The 20,561-nt window shown below is 67.3% G+C and carries 17 protein-coding genes; 12 read left to right on the top strand and 5 right to left on the bottom strand.

Translation table 11 applies throughout. The features are described from left to right. The first annotated feature begins 15 nt into the window (after positions 1-15). The 5 genes from AWC08_RS12365 (at position 16) to AWC08_RS12345 (ending at position 4,140) form a co-directional block, all read left to right on the top strand. A complete protein-coding gene (locus tag AWC08_RS12365; protein WP_065135319.1) occupies positions 16-819 on the top strand; it encodes a lysophospholipid acyltransferase family protein in 804 nt (267 codons plus the stop codon). Between the two features lie 23 nt (positions 820-842). Beyond that, positions 843-1,691: a Cof-type HAD-IIB family hydrolase gene (locus tag AWC08_RS12360; protein WP_069433400.1), complete on the top strand. Its 849-nt coding sequence runs from the start codon at positions 843-845 to the stop codon at positions 1,689-1,691. Between the two features lie 82 nt (positions 1,692-1,773). Next, entirely contained in the window at positions 1,774-2,490 is a 717-nt protein-coding gene (locus tag AWC08_RS12355; protein ID WP_232007828.1) for a cell envelope integrity TolA family protein, read from the top strand. After that, positions 2,487-3,653: a glutathionylspermidine synthase family protein gene (locus AWC08_RS12350; protein WP_065135321.1), complete on the top strand. Its 1,167-nt coding sequence runs from the start codon at positions 2,487-2,489 to the stop codon at positions 3,651-3,653. The genes AWC08_RS12355 and AWC08_RS12350 overlap by 4 nt, the downstream gene beginning before the upstream one ends. Before the next feature lie 31 nt (positions 3,654-3,684). Next, on the top strand, positions 3,685-4,140 hold the full coding sequence (locus AWC08_RS12345; protein ID WP_065135322.1) for a DUF350 domain-containing protein: 456 nt from the start codon (positions 3,685-3,687) through the stop codon (positions 4,138-4,140). A gap of 14 nt (positions 4,141-4,154) precedes the next feature. On the opposite strand, the gene AWC08_RS12340 is transcribed toward AWC08_RS12345, so the two are convergent. Beyond that, positions 4,155-5,636: a PE family protein gene (locus tag AWC08_RS12340; protein ID WP_069433401.1), complete on the bottom strand. Its 1,482-nt coding sequence runs from the start codon at positions 5,634-5,636 to the stop codon at positions 4,155-4,157. 81 nt (positions 5,637-5,717) lie between these two features. Next, entirely contained in the window at positions 5,718-7,031 is a 1,314-nt protein-coding gene (locus AWC08_RS12335; protein ID WP_083271101.1) for a cytochrome P450, read from the bottom strand. 73 nt (positions 7,032-7,104) lie between these two features. On the opposite strand from AWC08_RS12335, the gene AWC08_RS12330 reads away from it, so the two are divergent. Beyond that, positions 7,105-8,124 (top strand): AraC family transcriptional regulator, encoded by a 1,020-nt coding sequence (locus AWC08_RS12330; RefSeq protein WP_065135324.1) that lies wholly within the window; start codon positions 7,105-7,107, stop codon positions 8,122-8,124. Between the two features lie 47 nt (positions 8,125-8,171). Further along, a complete protein-coding gene (locus tag AWC08_RS12325; RefSeq protein WP_069433402.1) occupies positions 8,172-8,804 on the top strand; it encodes a hypothetical protein in 633 nt (210 codons plus the stop codon). On the opposite strand, the gene AWC08_RS39035 is transcribed toward AWC08_RS12325, so the two are convergent. The 3 genes from AWC08_RS39035 to AWC08_RS12310 form a co-directional block, all read right to left on the bottom strand. Continuing rightward, positions 8,801-10,720 carry a spermine/spermidine synthase domain-containing protein gene (locus tag AWC08_RS39035; protein WP_069433403.1) on the bottom strand — a complete coding sequence of 640 codons (1,920 nt, stop codon included), beginning with the start codon at positions 10,718-10,720 and terminating at the stop codon, positions 8,801-8,803. The genes AWC08_RS12325 and AWC08_RS39035 overlap by 4 nt on opposite strands. Positions 10,721-10,729: 9 nt before the next feature. Beyond that, positions 10,730-12,325: an LGFP repeat-containing protein gene (locus AWC08_RS12315; protein WP_069433404.1), complete on the bottom strand. Its 1,596-nt coding sequence runs from the start codon at positions 12,323-12,325 to the stop codon at positions 10,730-10,732. Positions 12,326-12,537: 212 nt separating this feature from the next. Further along, a complete protein-coding gene (locus tag AWC08_RS12310) occupies positions 12,538-13,524 on the bottom strand; it encodes a hypothetical protein (protein WP_172835192.1) in 987 nt (328 codons plus the stop codon). A gap of 235 nt (positions 13,525-13,759) precedes the next feature. Here AWC08_RS12310 and glf point away from each other — a divergent pair, with 235 nt between their 5' ends. From glf to aftB, 5 genes are read left to right on the top strand one after another with little or no spacing between them, the layout of a single operon-like run. Beyond that, positions 13,760-14,971, top strand: a complete 1,212-nt coding sequence (gene glf / locus AWC08_RS12305; RefSeq protein ID WP_065135329.1) for a UDP-galactopyranose mutase — start codon at positions 13,760-13,762, stop codon at positions 14,969-14,971. Beyond that, positions 14,968-16,869: a glycosyltransferase gene (locus AWC08_RS12300; protein WP_069433405.1), complete on the top strand. Its 1,902-nt coding sequence runs from the start codon at positions 14,968-14,970 to the stop codon at positions 16,867-16,869. The genes glf and AWC08_RS12300 overlap by 4 nt, the downstream gene beginning before the upstream one ends. Next, positions 16,862-17,401: a phosphatase PAP2 family protein gene (locus AWC08_RS12295; protein WP_065135331.1), complete on the top strand. Its 540-nt coding sequence runs from the start codon at positions 16,862-16,864 to the stop codon at positions 17,399-17,401. Before AWC08_RS12300 ends, AWC08_RS12295 begins: the two co-directional genes overlap by 8 nt. Continuing rightward, positions 17,398-18,348 (top strand): decaprenyl-phosphate phosphoribosyltransferase, encoded by a 951-nt coding sequence (locus AWC08_RS12290; protein ID WP_065135351.1) that lies wholly within the window; start codon positions 17,398-17,400, stop codon positions 18,346-18,348. The genes AWC08_RS12295 and AWC08_RS12290 overlap by 4 nt, the downstream gene beginning before the upstream one ends. Beyond that, positions 18,335-20,314, top strand: coding sequence for a terminal beta-(1->2)-arabinofuranosyltransferase (aftB, locus tag AWC08_RS12285; RefSeq protein WP_372513518.1), 1,980 nt, complete (start codon positions 18,335-18,337; stop codon positions 20,312-20,314). Before AWC08_RS12290 ends, aftB begins: the two co-directional genes overlap by 14 nt. Positions 20,315-20,561: the final 247 nt, after the last annotated feature.

Raw genomic sequence — 20,561 nt, 5'->3', positions numbered from 1 at the left:
AAGGAGACCGAAAAGATGGCCGAGCCAGTCTTCCGGATACTGGAATATCTCGTTCCGACCGCTATGGCGTTGAACGGCAACAAGATCACGTACCACGGTCTGGAGAACATTCCGTCGCAAGGCGGCGGCATCGTCGCCCTCAATCACACCAGCTATGTGGACTGGATCCCCGCGTCGCTTGCGGCCAAGGAACGCAAGCGCCGGTTGCGGTTCATGATCAAGGCCGAGATGCAGGAGGTGAAGGCGGTCAACTACGTGATCAAGCACATCCAGCTGATCCCGGTCGACCGCAGCATGGGTGCCGACGCCTATGCGGTCGCCGTGCAGCGGCTGCGGGAGGGCGAGCTTATCGGCGTGCATCCGGAGGCGACGATCAGCCGGAGCTTCGAACTCAGGGAGTTCAAGACCGGCGCCGCGCGGATGGCGGTCGAGGCGCAGGTGCCGATCATTCCGATGATCGTCTGGGGTGCACACCGGATCTGGCCGAAGGACCATCCCAAGAAGCTGGTGCGCAGCAAGATTCCCATCACCGCGGCAATCGGGCCGCCGTTGGCTCCGGGAAGCGACCACGAGGCGCTCAACGCCACTCTCCGCCAGGCGATGCAGGCGATGCTGTACTGGGCGCAGGAAAACTATCCGCACCCGCCGGGGGAGCCCTGGGTGCCGCGCCGGTTGGGTGGGAGCGCGCCTACTCCGGACGAGTCCAGAGAATTCCGTATCGCCGAACTCGCCGAACGAGCCCGCAAGCGCGCGCTCTACGACGATGCCGCGAAGAAGCGACAGAAGGCGGGACCCACTGACAACCCCAGCCGCCCGTAACTACGCCTCGGCCCGGGGCTCCGATGCCTGAGCCGACCTCGACGCGAATCTCATCGACGAACCAACCCGCGCTCATCGGGTGTGACGTCGACGGCACCCTGCTCAATGACGAAGAAGCGCTCAGCCCGCGCACACGTGCCGCAGTGCATGCCGCCGTCGCCGGGGGAGCGCACTTCGTGCTGGCCACCGGCCGTCCGCCGCGCTGGATCAGGCCGGTGGTCGAGGCCCTCGGGTTCGCGCCGATGGCGGTGTGCGCGAACGGTGCCGTCATCTACGACCCCGAACACGACAAGGTGTTGTCGGCGCAGACGCTGTCGGTCGACACCCTGGCGGTGTTGGCCGACATCGCGCGGCAGGTGATTCCGGGCGCCGGGCTGGCGGTCGAGCGGATCGGCGAACGCGCTCATGACACCGCGACCCCGCAGTTCATCAGCTCACCGGGCTACGAGCATGCATGGCTCAACCCCGACAACACCGAAGTGTCCTTCGACGACCTGCTGAGCGCGCCGGCGATCAAGCTGCTGATCCGCAAGGCCGGAGCGCTCAGTGCGGACATGGCGGCCGCGCTGGCCGGGCATATCGGCGATGAGGGCGATGTGACCTACTCGACCAACAACGGCCTGCTGGAGATTCTGCCGAGGGGCATCAGTAAAGCAAGCGGTCTGCGCGAGGTCGCCGAACCGCTCGGCATCGCCGAGTCGCAGGTGGTCGCCTTCGGCGACATGCCCAACGACGTCCCGATGCTGCTGCAGGCCGGGCTGGGGGTGGCGATGGGCAACGCGCACCCCGAAGCGGTGGCCGCGGCCGACGAGGTGACGGCACCCAACAGCGCGGACGGTGTGGCACAAGTTCTGGAGCGCTGGTGGTCTTAGCCACGGATGCCGCCGCGATGTGGGAGACTGCCCGCGTGTTGAGGAAAGCGTGCCACGGTGAGAGGGGACCGGAGGCGACCTAGTGGATTCCGAATCAGATCCGCCCGAGGGCGGTAGGACCGAGGAGACCAAGCCCGAGCGCAGTGAGCCGGCTGCGGATCGCCCACGCCGCAGTTCGTTCGGTGCGAATCGGCCGGATAAGGATGCGCCGGCGCCGGACAAAGTGCCCGAGGGGCTGATCCCGCCGATCGGTCAGCCCACGAAGGACACCACACCCAAGCTCAAACCCCTGGGCAGCATTCAGTTCCAGGACGCTGCCACGACCAAGCCCAGGCCGCCGACGCCTGCCGAGTTGCGCGCCCGCAAGAAGCACGAAGAAAAGCAGCGCGAGCTCGAAGAGGCGCGGCAGGCAGCCGAGGCCAAGCGGCAGAAGCAGAAGCGGATCCTGATGGGATCGGCGGCCGCAGTCGGAGTCGTCGGCCTGGTGGCCGGCGTGGGGTACTGGCTGTTGAGGCCGGCCAATGTGACCGCGCAATGCGTCCAGGACGACCCCAATGGTCAGCCGGTGATCGTCCCGGACAGTTACTGCACCGGCCACACGCCGGGCATGAACGGCTTCTTCTTCTGGGGCGGGCACTCCTACCGCTATTACTACGGCAGCTCGGGTTCGGTCGGGCAGCGGCCGATCGGGGGATCGACGAGCATTCCGAAGGGGGCGAACGTCACCACGAAGTCGGGTACCACGATCCAGCGCGGCGGCATCGGGGGCAGCGGCGGCAAGGGCGGCGGCGGCTCGTGAAACGCGTCAGGTCCCAGCCGCGGCCGAACTGGCAGTCGATCGTCGAATCGCAGGGGCTTGTCTACGGGACACCCGCGCGCGATGCCCGTGGCGACGACCGGCCGTATTGGGACGAGTCGGTCTATTACGAGTTCGAGATGGACGAGATCCTGGCGCTGGAAGCCGACGTCGAACTGCTCCACTCGATGTGCCTGAACGCCGTCGAACAGGTGGTCCTGATGGAGCGGTACGCCGATTTCGGCCTGCCGGAATGGAGTTGGCCGCACGTCGCCGAATCGTGGCGCCGTTCGGATCCACATGTGTACGGCCGCTTCGACCTCCGCTATGACGGCCGGCGCCCCGCGGTGCTGCTGGAGTACAACGCCGATACGCCCACCACGTTGCTGGAAGCCGCGATCCTGCAATGGTATTGGCTCAAAGACAAGTTCCCCGAAGACGATCAATGGAACTCATTGCACGAGCAACTGGTCGACCGCTGGAAGATTGTGCGGGATCTATTGCCCAGCAACGAATTACACTTCGCGTGGTCCGGCGTGGAGGCCACCGGCGAGGACCAGATCACGACCACCTATCTACAGGAGACGGCGGCGGAGGCCGGTTTTCAGACGGTCGGGCTGTTGATCGAGGACGTCGGCTGGGACTCCGCGCTGGAGCGATTCGTCGATCTCGAAGAGGACCCGATTCAGGCGATCTTCAAGCTGCACCCGTGGGAGTGGGTGCTCGACGATCAGTTCGGTAAGTATGTGGTGCAGACGCTGCCGCAGACCATGTGGATCGAACCGCTGTGGAAGACGCTGCTGTCCAACAAGGCGATCCTGGCCGTGCTGTGGGAGATGTACCCGGGGCACCCGAACCTGTTGCCCGCCTACCTCGACGACCCGCACGAACTCACCGAATATGTGCGCAAGCCGAAGCTCGGACGTGAAGGCGCGAACGTCACCGTCGTTGGCGCCGGCATGGAGACGGCCACCGGCGGCTTCTACGGCGAAGAGGGATTCGTCTACCAGCTGTTGGACCCGCTTCCCGAGTTCGACGACATGCGACCGGCCCTGGGCGCGTGGGTGGTCGGGGATACCGCTGCGGGGCTCGGCATCCGCGAGACTGCCGGACTCATCACCGATGATGGCGCGGCATTCGTTCCACACCGAATTCCACTGAGATGAACCTTCCCGATATGAACGGAGTTGATCTTCGATGACGACGACGATTGTTGCGCTGCATTCGGACTACTGGAGCTGGCTGGGGCGCGGCGCCGGTGCCATCGTGCTCTACTCGATCCTCGGGCTGGTGCTGATGATCATCGGCTTCTACGCCATTGATCTGACCACGCCGGGGCCGCTGCGCAAGATGGTCAACGCGGGCAAGCCCAACGCCATTCTGGTGGCCGCGGCCGGAATGGTCAGCATGGCTTTCATTGTGGTCATTGCGATTTACTCGTCGTCGGGCAACTTGCGGGAGGGACTGCTGGCGTCGGCGGTCTTCGGTTTGGTCGGTATCGCCTCGCAGGTGGCGATGATGCGGATCGCAGCCGTGGTGATCGGTATCGACATGGACGCGTTGTTCCCCTCCGACGAATTCAGCTACAACGCTTTGATGGTGGCAGCGGCGCAATTCGCGCTGGGGATTGTGGTGTCGGTCGCGATTCTCTGAGGCGGGTCCGCGCGCTACGCCGGCTTTATCGCCAGCGCGAGCTGCTGCGGCGTGTAGTTCACCAACAGGGGAATCAGTCCCGAGAACGGCGTGCCGAAGACGGTGACGTCGAACGGGTTGACGATGCCTGGTAGATGCGGGTCGACTGTCGCGGTAACGGGGTGCGGCGGAACGAGAATTCCGTCTGCCGGCAGGTGCAGCGTGATCGTCACGTTCTGCGGGGGTAAGCCGAACGGAAGATTCGTCGGGACCTGGATCACGCTGTCGAAGGTGTTGTGCGCATTGAGGAACCCGTCGAGTATGTTGGCCGGGGCATCGATGAGGGTGCCGGCCGCCCCCAGGAAATCGCCTGCCGCCAAGGCACCCTCGAATGTTTGCAAGCTGGTCGCCATCGCATCCAGGGCTGAGAACGGAGCGCCGGCTGCCGCGTAGGTGAACACCAGCGGCAAGCCGAAGAATGCGCTGAGCGTCCCCGTCGCGGTCAGCGGTTGATTTAGCTCCGCCGAAATGCTGGGCAAGGTGAGCGTGTTGAGCACGTTGGTAAAGTTCTGAGCCATCTGCCGAGGAATGGATGGCGGCATCAGGTTGGTGAGGAACTGCGCCTCCTGGCCGGGCAGGTTCATGATGGTGAAGAAGTCACCAAGCGGGCCGAGCACCTTCGGGCTCAGCGTGGCGGTGAAGCCAATCGGAATGTTAGCGGTAATGGTCACGGGTCCGGGGTCGAATCCGGTGACCAGGAGATGTTCAAAAGCCAGTCCGACGTCGGCTACCGCGCCGGTGTAATTGCCGGCCAGCAGCGCCCCGAACGCCACCTGGAGCTCGGAGCTGAACTGCGGCAGCCCGGCCACCAACCCGGTGATCCCGTTGACCGCCGAGGTGACAAACGTCTGGGCGAAACCGGCTTGCGTGGCGATGAACTGCTGCACGTAGTACGCGGCGTTGAAGGACATGGCCTGCCGGATGGCAGCTTCGATCGCCGCCGGAAGATTCGGCAGATTGGCGGGGATGTTTGCGATAGCAGTTGCGATCTGCTGTGCATAGCCCGCCTGGTTGGCCAGGAACTGGCGGAGGAAGGGGAAGGGGTCTGCGGCCCAGGCACTTCCGAGGGCTTGGAGGTTGGTGACCGTGTTGGTGACGAGCTGCCCGTATGCGCCGCCCGGCACCGTCGTGGCAGCGGTCGGCGCACTAACCGTACCGGCGAGAAGCTGTCCGGCAGAAGCGATTTCCGCCCCCACGTACGCCGACGCGCTACCGTTGAGCAGGCGCACGAATTCGGCGTGATACGAGGAAACCTGGGCGCTGACGGCTTGAAACTCCTCGCCGAGGCCGCCGAACAATTGCGCGACGCCGGCCGACACCTCGTCCGCGGCGGCGGCCGCAAGGCCGGTGGTGGGCGCCGAGGCCGCCGTCGTGGCCTCCTGAAGCGCCGAGCCGATACTCGTCAGATCTCCGGCTGCCGCTGCGACCCAATCTGGCGTTGTGACCAAGTAAGACATGGCCGAATCCCCTCAGAATGACTTCCCCGCCAGGTGAAGCCTAATCCGCAGCCGCCGTCGCGCGCCGGGATTCCGCGGTTCTCAGCGCCGATTGAGGCGCAGCGGCACCGAAATCGGTCCGCGCAGCGACGGCGTGGTGCTCCATCGCACGGGCCCTGCGAGTTCGAGGCCGTCGACTTCGTCGAGCAGGCAATCGATGGCCGCTGCCGCCTCGAGGCGGGCCAGGTGAGCTCCGAGGCAGAAGTGCAGGCCGTGTCCGAACGCCAGATGTCCAGTGGTATTGCGGTGGATGTCGAAGCGGTCGGGATCCTCGAATTTGGCCGCATCCCGGTTGGCTGCGGCGTAGAACAACAAAGTCCTTGCCCCCCTGGGAATCACCACGTCGTCGACTCGGTAGTCCGTGGTGGCGGTCCGGGTCACCCATTGCACCGGCGAGCCCCACCGGGCTGTCTCTTCGACGGCCGCGGGCAGCAGGCTGCGGTCGGCCTTCAGCTCTGCGAACAGGTCGTGATCTTGCGCCAGTTGAACCAGCAGCACACCCAGCAGGTTGGTCGTCGTCTCGTTCCCCGCGACCAGCAGAACCAGCACGTAGAGAAAGGCCTCTTGATCGGTCAACTCGCCGGCCGCCTTCGCCGCTTGCAGGCAGGTCAACAAATCGTCGGCGGGATGCGTTGCACGCAAGCGTAATTCGGTGTCAGCGAAGCTGCGCAGCCGCAGATAAGCCTGCATCGCCGATCCCATCAGCCGCACGACCTCCGGCAGCGAGCGGGGGCTGAACATCTGCGCAAACCGTTCCGACACCGATCGGAAGGCCGGCCACTGCTCCCGCGGGATTCCCAGAATCCGGGCGATCACGTTGATCGGCATCGGTATGGTCAGCGCCGGAACCATGTCGACCACCGCGCCGCTGCTCAGGTCCGCCACCGCCGCTTCGGCCAACGCCCGGATGTCGTCGCGCCACGTCTGGACCGCACGCTTGCTGAACAGCGGCGCGACGATGTGCCGCAGCCGGGTGTGGTCGGGCGGGTCGGTGAAAATCACCATGTTGGCCACGAACGAGCGCAACATGATGCCGTCCCTCGACGTGAAGACGGTGCTGTCCCGGACGATGGTGTGCACATCGTCGTAGCGTCCGAGCATCCACACACCGAGCCGCTCGTTGACCGTCACCCTGTGCTCCCGAAGACGCCGCAGCTCCGGATACGGATCAGCGATATTGCGCAGCAGCGTGGGGTCGAACGTGGTGCGCGGTACCGACGCGGGCGCCGAATGGGGCCGGGGCCGTCGTAGATCGCGGTATCCGCCGGCGGCGACGGGGCGCCACAGGTCGGCTACCGAGCTGCGCGCCGCCGAGACGAGCGCCAGTGGTGCGGGCCGCAGCAAATCCGTTGCCATGGAGATGACGGTAGAGCCGGGCCTGGGATCCGGTAATGCCCGATTCGGACACACATTTGATATTTTCGGACGCATGCCCGGCGCCGAAGCGCAGATCTGGGACGTTGCGCTGTCGTCGACAACGGGGCGGCACATCCTGGAAACGGCCCGGCGGCACGGCCTCGAACCAGCAGTGTGTCTATCCGGGACGGGGCTGACCGAGGCGGAAGTGCACGATCCGGCCACCGAGATCTACGCCAGCCAGGAGCTGACGATGACGCGCAACCTGATCGGCCGCCTCGGTGACCGGCCCGGGCTCGGTATGGAAACGGGAATGCAGTACAACCTCGCGGACACGGGGATCTTCGGCTACGCCCTGATGGCCAGTCCCACCTTCGGCGACGCCATCGACGTCGCCTGCCGCTACGCCGCGCTGACCGATTCCTACGTGTGCCTGTCCGCCCCGGAGGTGACGGCCGCCGAGGCGGTGATGATCTTCGACGACAGCCGGGTCCCGCGGGATGTCCGGCGCTTCGTCATCGAGCGGGATTTCGCGATCATGCTCAAACTGTTGCCGCTGCTGTTGGGGCGCAATGCCACCCCCTTGACGGTGCGGATGGAGTTGGCCGATCTGCAACTGCCCGTCGACACCGTCGAGCTCGACAATCTGACCGTCGTCGTCCAGAGCGGCCCGCGCAGCGCGCTGATCATGCCGGCCGACCTCATGCAGCGGAGCATGCCCGCCGCCGACGCGCAGACGGCCGCGATCTGCATCCGGCAGTGCGAAGAGCTGTTGAACCGGCGGCGCACCCGTCGGGGGTTCTCGGCATCCGTCCGTACCCGGCTGATTCAGGATTCCTCGGCCATCCCGTCGATGGCCACCGTCGCCAGGGAGCTGTGCATCACCGAGCGCACCCTGCATCGCAGGTTGGCCGGCGAGGGCACCAGTTTCCGCGCGCTGCTCGACGAGGTGCGCGCGGCGCTGGCCGGCGAGCTGTTGAAGTCGGGGCTGACCGTGGAGGAGACCGGGCAGCGGCTCGGGTATTCCGAGACGGCCGCCTTCACCCGCGCGCACATCCGCTGGAACGGGTATCCGCCGAGCCGGCGCCGATGACTTAAGCCTCTGCCGACGGGCCGGCGGCGCCGTTAGCCTCAGCATCCATGAGCAACCAGAGGCCGCTGCTGGGCGCGCTGCTCGCGGCGGGCGGCATCGCCGGCATGTACAACTGGGTGGGTCGACCCCTGATGTACAACTGGGGCGCCACCGACGCGGAGGTGGCCGCCGAACTGCCCGGCGACGAACTCGTCCAGCCCGGATCGGTGCGCACCACCCGCGGGATCACCATCGCCGCACCGCCGGAGGCCGTCTGGCCGTGGCTGGCGCAGATCGGTGAGGATCGCGGCGGCTTCTACAGCTACGACTGGCTGGAACGCTTGGTGGGCACCCATATTCACAACGCCGACACCGTGCATCCGGAATGGCAGAACGTGAAGGTCGGCGACACCGTCTGGCTGGCCCGGCGCTACGGCCGCAACGCGAGCCAGGTGGTCGTGGCGGTCAAGCCGCAGTCGCATCTGGTGTTGATGTCGCGACCGGACTTCGACCGGGTGCAACGCGGCGAAAAGGCCGACGCGTCATGGGCCTTCTACCTGCGGCCGCAGAACGGCGCGACCCGCCTGCTGGCCCGCGGCACCGGGGGTGTGGCCGGGATGGCGTTCTTCGACATACCGCACTTCGTGATGGAACGCGGGATGCTGCGGGGAATCCGCGAGCGCGCCGCCTGCCCGCTCTAGACGTTGTCCCGCAAAGCTTTTGGCGGCACCGTCGCGCCGATCAACGAGACGCCGTCGATGGTGAGCGGTCGGTAGGCGAGGGACTGCAGCCGTTCGGACATGAGTGACACCGGGTCTTCGACGGGTTCCGACAAGCCGGACAGGAATGCCCACTCGTGCTCGTCGCTGCCGAAATAGACCACAGTGGCGAATGTCTCGCGGAATCGCCGCCACGACGACAGCAGGGTCTCGTTGCGCCACAGCGTCGGGCAGCCCGCCTGGTCGACCACCACGCGGCCAAGTGCGCGGCACCGCTGCAGGAAGTCGATGTCGTAGAGGCGGTTGTGCTGCGCGGACCCGGAGCGCTCGTCGGGCAGGTCCACCACCACGACGTCGTATGACAACGGCGCCCCGTCCACGAAGTCCCAACCGTCCCGGTAGTGCATGGTGATCGGGCCGATACCCTGTTCGGCTCTGCGCAATTCGGCCGTCGAATACCCGTAGGGCAGATGTTCGGCGCACAACCGCACCGCTTCACGGTCGATATCGACGTGATCGACGTGGCCGGCTCCGGCGGCGACGGCCAGCTGGCTGATCACCCCCTCCCCGGAGCCGACGATCAGCACGCGCTCGACACGGCCGGCCAGCAACAGCGCGGGCACCAGCAACGCTTCGTGATAGACCAGCTGACTGAATTCGGTGCTCTGGCGTTCGCCGTCGCTGAACAGCGCGACGCCCTGCTCGGTGCGGCCGATAACCAGTTCCTGGTACCGGGTTCGGACGTCGCAGAGCACCTCGGACAGCGTCCAGCTGCGGGTCAGCCCCGGCGCCAACGGTTCGACGAGGGTGCGGGCCGGTTGCGCAGCCGCGCCGAAGATCGTTGGCAGCGGCGGGAATCCGTTGAACTGCACCGACGCGTAACTGCCGGTGTAGGCGCCGGTGTCACAAATCTCGACCGCGTCACCCGGGCGCAGTGTGACCGGCAGCGAATAACGTTGGTACAGAACGTCGTCACCGTCGCACGTGGGCCCCGCCAGCACGGCGTCCGCGACTTCGTCACCGTCGCGCTGCGTCCGCAACCGGTAGCGGATGTACTCGTTCTCGGTTTCGGCGAGACCGCTGTAGCGGCCGACATCGAGGTACACCCAACGGCGGCCGTCGGTCCCGGTGCGCACCGACACCACCTCGCATGCGATGGTGCCGGCGGAACCGACGACCACCCGTCCGGGCTCCACCGCCAGCCTCGGTGGCTGCGCACCGAAATGACGCCGCAGTGACGCCGTGATGGTGTCGGCGATCACCTCGGGATCCGGTGCGTCGCCGGCGTAGGGTAGCGGAAATCCACCGCCGGCGTTTATCGTGGTCAGTCCGCCGACAGCGTCGAATATCGCTGCCGCACAACCAATGCCGATATCCCATGCACCCGCGTCGAGTTGTTGCGACCCGACGTGAAAGCTCACGCCCTCGGCCGCTAGGCCCAACGACCGGGCGCGGGTGAGCAGTTCGCCGGCCTGGTGCGGGACGCAGCCGAATTTGTGTCCGAAGGGAGTCACCGATGACGGGAATGCCGGAGCTATCCGGCATTCCACTCGGGCTCCGGGCGCGTGCTCGGCCAGCACGGCCAGGTCGTGCGCGGTGTCGAACGCGAACAGGCGCACTCCGCGCGCGTACGCCGCCGCCACCGCCGTCGGTTTCTTGATGGTATTGCCGAAGGCCAGCCGACGACCGTCGATCTCCGCGCGGATGCAGGCGTCGGCCTCGCCGACGGAGGCGACGTCGAACGCGGAACCCTCGTCGGCCAGCAGTCGCAGCACCGGCGGGGCGGGATTGGCCTTGACGGCGTACCGGATGTCCGCGTCGGGCAGTGCGGACCGCAGCGCCCGGAAATCTGCGCGCACCCGGTCGAGATCGATCCTCAGGTAGGGCGTTTCGGGCACCCCGTGAGACTAGTTGGGCGGGTGGGCCGGCAACGAGAAGTGTTCGGGCGGCACGTTCGGGCCGCTCGGGGGCTGGGTGGACAGCGGCGTCGCGATCCCGTCCAGGACCTGGGTCATGTTGCCGGTCAGCCGTTCGAAGTTCAACGTCCCGTGCACGAAGTTCTGGGTGATGCGCAGCGGCTCCTGGATCTCCGCGCTGGTCGGCAACCCGAGCGGGCCGCGCTCGTAACTCTGCGCCGCCCAGGCGTCGTAGATGGCACCGGTGACCGGTTGCACGCCGGTGGCCGGCGACCAGTACATCGCGCCCTTGGCGAAGGTGACGAACCGGGATCCGTCCGCGCCGTCGGCCTCCGGTGAGGTCGGCGCGCCCAGCACGCTGGTCATGCCGCCCATCTCCTGCCAGTGCTGGTAGATGGCGCCGCCCTCCAGGGCCTTGATCAGTTCCTCCGGCGGATCGTTGAAATGCGCCGCGATATCCCGGATCTCGTCCATCAGCGCGTAGGCGGCGTTGCCCGGGCAATCGGTGTTGCCGACGTCGCGGTGGGTGAAGATGGCCGGCAGCCTGGCTATCGCGCCTCCCGGATAGGTGGTGTAGGAGCTGCCCGCCGACACCAGCTCCACCGTGCTTTTCGGGTCGACTTCGGCCAGCCCGAGGCGCCAACCCAGCAGGCGTCCGATGGTCCGGATCTGGATGGGGGTGGGGGCGACGTCGTCGAAGTTGCCGAGCATGGCCACGCCCCAGGTCTCCCGGTTGAATCCGCCGGTGTGGAACGCCTCGACCGGCTTGGTGAGGCCGCCCGCGCTGCCTTCGAAGACCTGGCCGTACTTGTCCACCAGGGCGTTGTAGGCGATGTCGCACCAGCCCAGGGTCTTGCTGTGGTAGGTGTAAATCGCCTTGACGATGCCGGCCGATTCCAGCGGCGAGTAGTCGTTGCTGCCGGCGGTGTGGTGGACCACGGCCGCGCGCACGCTGCGGTCGTATTCGGGGCTGCCGCACCGCAGTGACTCGTCGGCGCCCCACTCCGCGCGGCTGATGATCTGCGGCGCCTGGCCCGGCATGGTGACGCCGGTCGGCGGCGTCCAGTGGGTTTCCGCGGGCGCCTGCGGCGGCGAGATGAGGATCGCATTGATGTTCTGCCCGAACGGCTGTTCCTTGGTGGCCGGCCGGTAGCCCAGGCCGCCCGGTTGGGACGGGGCGGGGGGCGCTTGCGTCACCGGGGCGTCGACCGGCCGGGTAACGGCGATCTGCACCGCCGTGGTGGTGCCGACGAACACCGGGTCGGTGCTGCGCGGCTCGGCCGCCGATCCGGCGCCGTCCGGCGCAGAGGTCTGGTACTCGGTCTGATACCAGGGTCCCCATGACCCGTCGGGCTTCTTGGCGCGCACCCGCGCCGACGTGCCGGCCAGGTCGCCGGTCAGCGCCACCAGGGAGAACGGGGTGTCCTGGGTCAGTTCGCGGACGGTCACGCCGCCGCCGAGGCCGATCAGTGGCTGCTCGGCGAGTTGGGTATCGCGTGCCGGAGCCGGTGGGTGGTTCGCGGCCGGGGGACGCATCAAGACCCACGAGACGATGACGACCGTCGCCAGGGCGGCGGTCAGCAGCATCGTGGGTGCGCGGCCGCGAGACACCAGCTGATGTTACGTGTGTGTCTAATGTTTCTTCTGTGACGACACGGCCATTTTGGGCGAGCAGACGTGAAAGCGCCCGGGAGCATTCGCTCCGGGGCGCTTTCACGTCTGCCCGCGGGGGGCAGGAAGCTGTCGACGACACCGCAGAGGATTACCGACTCTGCGGTGCCGTCACGTGACAGGCTTCGCTAAACCGGTGGCGCCTCCGCCACCGCGGCCACCGGCGCCGCCGCTGCTGCGGCCGCGGGCACTCCCGCCGCCGCGGGAATGGCGGGCACGGCCGGCACTCCGGGCGCACCCGCGGTGGGCAGCACCGGTGTCAGGCCGGCCGCACCAGGCACGGCGGGCAGCGCGGGTGCGGCACCCGCCGCCGCCGGAGCACCCGCGGCGCCACCCTGCACCTGCTGCATGATCGCCGGCATGATCAGGCCCTTGAGCAGGTCGATGGCCTGGCTGGCACCCAGCTGGTTGGCCGCCTGCATCAGGTCGCTGACCAGGCCGCCGCCCCCGCTGCTGCCAGTGGCGGCCGGAGAGACCGGCGCAAGCCCGGTGCCGCCACCGCCGAGTCCGGAGGTGTCACCCAGGATCGGGTAGGTGCCGTCGGCACCCGGGTCGAGCCCGACTGGTGTCGAGATCGGAACCTCGCCGGTCGCGGTGGCCGGGCTGAGCGCCGACGGGCTGGTCAGGCCGGGCGCCACGCCGGCCGGGCTGGTCAGCGCCGGGTTGGTCAGGGCCGGATTGACACCCGCGCCGGTCCCGGGCGTCGGAGGTGTCAGCGTGCTACCGGGCAGGGCGCCGGGTGCGGTGGGAGTCAGGCCGGGGCTGGCGAGGCCGGGCGTGGTGCCCAGACCGGTGGTGCCCAGCCCGGGACTGGCCAGGCCGGGTGTGGTGCCTAGGCCGGTGGTCCCCAATCCGGTGCCGGCGCCGCTGGTGCCGCCGAGCGCGGGGACCGGCGGCAGGTTGACACCAAACTGCGAGAGGCCTTGCGACAGCGCGGAGATCAACTCGTTGGGCAGGTCGGCGACGCTGGCGGCCCGCTTGAACTCGTGGTGTTCCACCGGCTTGTTGTCGGCGGTCGATTCGTAAACAAGAAAGTAAGCACACGGACTTGCGACGGCCAGGGCGGCGACCGCGCTCATAGTCTTCGAGAGCTTGCGTCGGCGTCTGTTCGGCACGGAAGTCTCCTCAATCTGGATTATGTGGAGTCGGGGTCGGAGACCCACACGACCGATGGTACGAGTGAGAATGATGTGACTACTGTGGCGATACCGAATCGTGAGGGGAGTGGTTCACAGGTGTGACGTTGGCCCGACGGCACGCCGTTGTTCAGGCCGGCACCTGGGAAAACCCGGGTGGGGCCGACCCGCCAAGTCGGGTTTTGGCAGCAAGGTCGGATACCCTAGGCAACCGATGAACTCCCGTTTCGACCTCCCCGCTCGTTTTGACCTCTATGTCGTCGGCTCCGGATTTTTCGGCCTGACGATCGCCGAGCGCGTGGCCACCCAACTCGACAAGCGAGTTCTCGTTGTCGAGCGTCGCCCGCACCTCGGCGGTAACGCCTATTCCGAACCTGAGCCGCAGACCGGGATCGAAGTCCACAAGTACGGCGCGCACCTGTTCCACACCTCCAATAAGAAGGTGTGGGACTACGTCCGGCAGTTCACCGACTTCACCGGCTACCAGCACCGGGTCTACGCCATGCACAACGGGCAGGCCTACCAGTTCCCGATGGGCCTGGGTCTGGTGTCGCAGTTCTTCGGAAGGTATTTCACCCCTGAGGAGGCCCGCAAGCTCATCGCCGAGCAGGCGGCCGAGATCGACACCGCCGACGCGCAGAACCTGGAAGAGAAAGCCATCTCCCTGATCGGCCGCCCGCTGTACGAGGCGTTCGTCAAGGGCTACACCGCCAAGCAGTGGCAGACCGACCCCAAAGAACTGCCGGCGGCCAACATCACCCGCCTTCCGGTCCGCTACACCTTCGACAACCGCTACTTCAGCGACACCTACGAGGGCCTGCCGGTTGACGGCTACACCGCCTGGTTGAAGAACATGGCCGCCGACGACCGCATCGAGGTCCGGCTGGACACCGACTGGTTCGACGTGCGCGACGAATTGCGCGCCGCCAGCCCCGACGCGCCGGTGGTCTATACCGGCCCGCTGGACCGGTACTTCGACTATGCCGACGGCCGGCTGGGCTGGCGCACACTGGACTTCGAGCTGGAAGTCCTTCCGATCGGCGACTTCCAGGGCACCCCGGTGATGAATTACAACGACCCCGACGTGCCCTACACCCGCATTCACGAGTTCCGTCATTTCCACACCGAGCGTGACTACCCGACCGACAAGACGGTGATCATGCGCGAGTACTCCCGCTTCGCCGAAGACGACGACGAGCCCTACTATCCGATCAATACCGAGGCCGACCGCGCCCTGTTGGCCGCCTACCGGGCCAGGGCGAAGTCCGAGACCGCGGCAGCGAAGGTTCTGTTCGGCGGACGCTTGGGCACCTACCAATACCTGGATATGCATATGGCCATTGCCAGCGCTTTGAGCATGTACGACAACGTCCTTGCGCCGCACCTGAAAGACGGCGCGCCACTAGTGACCGAGGCCGCCTCATGACCGCCGTCAGTCTGCTGTCGCGCATCATCCTGCCGCGTCCCGGCGAGCCCCTCGATGTGCGCAAGCTTTATCTGGAGGAGTCGACCACCAACGCCCGGCGGGCGCACGCGACCAGTCGCACCTCGCTGCAGATCGGCGCCGAGTCCGAGGTGTCGTTCGCGACCTACTTCAACGCGTTCCCGGCCAGCTATTGGCGGCGCTGGTCGATCTGCACCTCGGTGGTGTTGCGCGTGGAGTTGACCGGCACCGGGCGCGTCGACCTCTACCGGACCAAGGCCACCGGGGCCCGCATCTTCGTCGAGGGCCGCGGTTTCAGCGGCACCGACGAACAACCCGCGGTGCTGGAGATCGAGGTCAGCCTGCAGCCGTTCGAGGACGGCGGCTGGATCTGGTTCGACATCACCACCGACACCAAGGTCGCGCTGCTCAGCGGCGGCTGGTATGCCCCCACCCCGGCGCCCGGTACGGCCAACATCGCGGTCGGCATCCCGACCTTCAACCGGCCCGCGGACTGCGTGAACGCACTGCGCGAACTCACCGCCGACCCGATGGTCGACCAGGTCATCGGTGCGGTGATCGTGCCCGATCAGGGCACCCGCAAGGTACGCGACCACCCCGATTTCCCGGCAGCGGCCGAGCGCCTGGGTGCCCGTCTGTCCGTCCACAACCAGCCCAACCTGGGCGGCTCCGGCGGCTACAGCCGGGTGATGTACGAGGCGCTGAAAAACACCGACTGCCAACAGATCCTGTTCATGGACGACGACATCCGCATCGAGCCGGACTCGATCCTGCGGGTGCTGGCAATGAGCCGGTTCGCCAAGACGCCGATGCTGGTCGGCGGCCAGATGCTCAACCTGCAAGAGCCGTCGCACCTGCACATCATGGGCGAGGTGGTGGACCGGACGAACTTCATGTGGACCGCCGCACCGCATGCCGAGTATGACCACGACTTCGCCGAGTACCCGCTCAACGACAAAGAGGACAAGAGCAAGCTGCTGCACCGGCGCATCGACGTCGACTACAACGGCTGGTGGACGTGCATGATCCCGCGGCAGGTCGCCGAGGAGTTGGGCCAGCCGCTGCCGCTGTTCATCAAGTGGGACGACGCCGACTACGGTCTGCGAGCCGCGGAGCACGGCTATCCCACCGTCACCCTGCCCGGCGCCGCGATCTGGCACATGGCCTGGAGCGACAAGGACGATGCGATCGACTGGCAGGCGTACTTCCACCTGCGCAACCGGCTGGTGGTCGCCGCGATGCATTGGGACGGCGACGTCTCCGGCCTGGTTCGCAGCCACTTCAAGGCAACGCTGAAACACCTTGCCTGCCTTGAGTATTCGACCGTCGAGATCCAGAACCGGGCCATCGACGACTTCCTGGCCGGCCCCGAGCACATCTTCTCCATCCTGGAGTCGGCGCTGCCCGAGGTGCGCCAGATGCGTACCGCCTACCCCGACGCGGTGGTGCTGCCGGCGGCCAGCGAGCTCCCGGCGCCGCTGCACAAGAACAAGGTGATGAAGCCGCCGGTCAATCCGGTGGTGATCAGCTACCGGCTGGCCCGCGGCATCCTGCACAACCTCAAGGCCGCCGACCCGGCTCACCATCAGCGTCCCGAGTTCAACGTGCCGACCCAGGACGCGCGCTGGTTCCGGCTGTGCACGGTCGACGGCGTCACCGTCACCACCGCCGACGGCTGCGGCGTGGTCTACCGCCAGCGGGACCGCTCCAAGATGTTCTCGCTGCTGCTGGCGTCGGTGCGCCGGCAACGCCAGCTGGCGCGCCGCTTCGATGAGATGCGCCGGGTTTACCGCGAGGCGCTGCCTGTGCTGTCCAGCAAACAGAAGTGGGAGATGGTGCTGCCCGTTAACGGCTCGGCCGACGCTGCCAGCCATGGTTGAACCGGCCGAGCCGCCGCGTGGTGAGGTCGCAGCAATGGTGGCCGTCCAGTCGGCGCTGACCCAGCGCCCCGGGGTGCTCCCGGTCACCCGTGCCATGTCGCATTTCGGCGAGCACAGCATCGGCTGGCTGCTGATCGCCCTGCTCGGGGCCGTCCTGGATCGGCACCGGCGCCGGGACTGGGTGGTGGCCGGCATCGGCACCTTCGCCGCACACGCCGCTGCCGTGGTGGTCAAGCGAGTGGTTCGGCGCCAGCGGCCTCATCATCCGGCCGTCACGGTCAACGTCGGCACCCCGAGTCAGCTCAGCTTCCCGTCGGCCCACGCCACGTCGACGACGGCCGCGGCGATCCTGCTGGGCCGGGTTACCGGCCTGCCGCTGCCGGTGGTGCTGGTGCCGCCCATGGCGCTGTCACGAATACTGCTGGGTGTGCACTATCCCAGCGACGTCGCCGCCGGCGTGGTTCTCGGTGCCGGAGTGGCCGCAACGGCCGTCCGGGTGGACAACGCGGCCCGACGAAGGTGGGTGCGATGAGCGACGATCTGGTGGAAGTGAGCGGGGCCCCGAAGAACCTGGTGACCGGGGTGATCAAGGCGATCCGCCCGCGGCAGTGGGTCAAGAACGTGCTGGTGCTGGCCGCGCCGCTGGCCGCGGCGGGCAGCGGTGACCACACCCGCCCACGGGATGCGAGCGGGCACGTAGTGCCCTACGACTGGGGCGCCATGGGCGTCAAGGTCGCAATCGCCTTCGTGGTGTTCAGCCTGGCGGCCTCGGCGATTTATCTGATCAACGACGTGCGAGACGTCGAAGCCGACCGGGAGCACCCCACCAAGAGGTTCCGGCCCATCGCCGCCGGTGTGGTGCCCCCGTGGCTGGCCTACACGCTGGCGGTGGTGCTGGGCGCCGCTTCGCTGGGCCTGTCCTGGTGGCTGACGCCCAATCTGGCCGTGGTCATGGCGGTCTACCTGGTGATGCAACTGGGTTACTGCTACGGGCTCAAGCACCAAGCGGTGATCGACATCTGCATCGTCTCCTCGGCGTATCTGATCCGTGCGATCGCCGGCGGCGCGGCCACCGGCATCCCGCTGTCCCAATGGTTTCTGCTGACGGCGGCCTTCGGGTCGCTGTTCATGGTCGCCGGCAAGCGGTACGCCGAGCTGCAATTGTCCGAGCGCACCGGCGCTCAGATCCGCAAGTCGCTGGAGAGCTACACCAGCACGTATCTGCGCTTCGTCTGGACGCTGTCAGCCACCGCGGTGGTGATGTCCTACGGGTTGTGGGCCTTCGAGCGGGACCGCTATTCGGGTTCGTGGTTCGCGGTGTCGATGATTCCGTTCACCATCGCGATCCTGCGCTATGCGGTGGACGTCGACGGTGGGCTGGCCGGGGAACCCGAGGACATCGCGCTGCGTGACCGTGTGCTGCAGCTGCTGGCCCTGGCCTGGATCGCAACAGTTGGTGCTGCTGTTGCTTTCGGCTAGCGAAAGGTTCAAAGCCCTCCAGGCGGCGGCACTCGCGCGGCGACCGTCCGTCCGACGGGTCAAGTGGCCGGTATTCCCTTACACCACCACGGTGCGAATCAGCCTGTGGGTGAGTGTCGCGCTGGTCGCCCTGTTGTTCGGCTGGGGCGCCTGGCAACGCCGCTGGATCGCCGACGACGGGCTGATCGTGCTGCGCACGGTGCGCAACCTATTGGCGGGCAACGGGCCCGTGTTCAACGCCGGTGAGCGGGTGGAGGCCAACACCTCGACTGCCTGGACCTACCTGCTGTACGCCTGCAGCTGGGTGGGCGGTTCCGTGCGACTCGAGTACGTGGCGCTGGCCGTGGCCCTGACACTGTCGGTGGCCGGCGTGGTGCTGTTGATGCTGGGGACGGGCCGGTTGTTCGCGCCCAGCCTGCGTGGTCGCCGGGCGATCATGCTGCCGGCCGGAGCCTTGGTCTACATCGCGGTGCCACCGGCCCGCGACTTCGCGACGTCCGGCCTGGAGAGCGGGCTGGTGATGGCCTATATCGGGCTGCTGTGGTGGATGATGGTTTGCTGGGCTCAGCCGCTGAGGGTGCGTCCGGAAAGCCGGTGGTTCATCGCGGCGCTGGCCTTCGTCGCGGGTTGCAGCGTGCTGGTGCGGCCCGAGCTGGCGCTGATCGGCGGCGCCGCACTGATCATGATGATGATCGCCGCCCGCACCTGGCGGCGTCGCGGGCTCATCGTGCTGGCCGGCGGGCTGCTGCCGGTCGCGTATCAGATCTTCCGGATGGGCTACTACGGCCTGTTGGTCCCGGGGACCGCCCTGGCCAAGGATGCGGCCGGCGACAAATGGTCCCAAGGCCTCATCTATCTCGCGAACTTCAATGCGCCGTACTCGCTGTGGGTGCCGGTCATCCTGCTGGTGCCGCTGAGCGTCGTGCTGGTGCTGGCGCGGCGCCGGCCCTCGTTCATGCGCCCGACGCTGGCGCCCGGCTACGGACGGCTGGCGCGGGCGGTGCAGAGCCCGGCGGCCGTGGTGACGTGGATGGTGGTCAGCGGCCTACTGCAGGCCCTGTACTGGATCCGCCAGGGCGGCGACTTCATGCACGGCCGGGTATTGCTGACGCCGCTGTTCTGTTTGCTGGCGCCGGTCGCCGTGATCCCGGTGGTGATTCCCGACGGCAAGGACTTCTCCAAGGAGGCCGGCTATTGGCTGGCCGGCGGGGTGAGCGCGCTCTGGCTGGCGGTGGCCGGCTGGTCGCTGTGGGCGGCCAACTCGCCGGGCATGGGCGATGACGCCACGCACGTCAGCTACTCCGGCATCGTCGACGAACGCCGCTTCTACGCGCAGGCCACCGGCCGCGCCCACCCGCTGACGGCTGCCGACTACCTGGACTACCCACGGATGGCGGCCGTGCTGGTGGCCCTGGACAACACCCCCGACGGTGCGCTGCTGCTGCCGTCGGGCAATTACACGCAGTGGGACCTGGTGCCGATGATCCCGCCGGGCAGCGCCCCCGGCATTCCCCCGGACCAGAAACCGCAGCACACGGTCTTCTTCACCAATCTGGGGATGCTGGGCATGAACGTCGGTCTGGACGTCAGGGTCATCGACCAGATCGGGCTGGCGAACCCGCTGGCCGCGCACACCGAGCGGCTCAAGCACGGCCGTATCGGTCACGACAAGAACCTGTTCCCGGACTGGGTGGTGGCCGACGGGCCGTGGGTGAAGTGGCCGCCCGGCATCCCCGGCTACCTGGATCAACAGTGGGTCGCCGAGGCCGAAGCGGCGCTGAAGTGTCCGGGGACCCAGGCGGTGCTCAACTCCGTGCGGGCCCCGATGACCCTGCGCCGGTTCGTCTCCAACCTGCTGCACGCTTATGAATTCACGCAGTACCGCATCGACCGGGTGCCGCGCTACGAGCTGATCAGGTGCGGACTTGAGGTGCCGAAGGTGCCGCCGGCGCCGCCACGCGAGTGAGCGGTGCTCTCTGAAGCGAAGGCGGCAGCCGCGGGGCGCGGCGGCTCAGAAAATTTCTAAGAATCCTTATGCGCCGGGTCAGCGCGGTCGATCCACAGCCCTACGCAGACTGACAGCAACATCACAAGTGAGCCTTCACCAGCGTGCACCCGCCCTCGGGCACATGCGCAAACGCCGTCTCCGGCCGCCGACCGCGCGCCCGTAATTTCGGCGAAACCCGGACGGAAGACCCCGAAAGCGCCGTCCC

The organism is Mycobacterium gordonae, assembly GCF_002101675.1.
Lineage (GTDB): Bacteria > Actinomycetota > Actinomycetes > Mycobacteriales > Mycobacteriaceae > Mycobacterium > Mycobacterium gordonae.
Note: the sequence above shows the minus strand (reverse complement) of the source record. Positions and strands in the feature narration are given on the sequence as shown.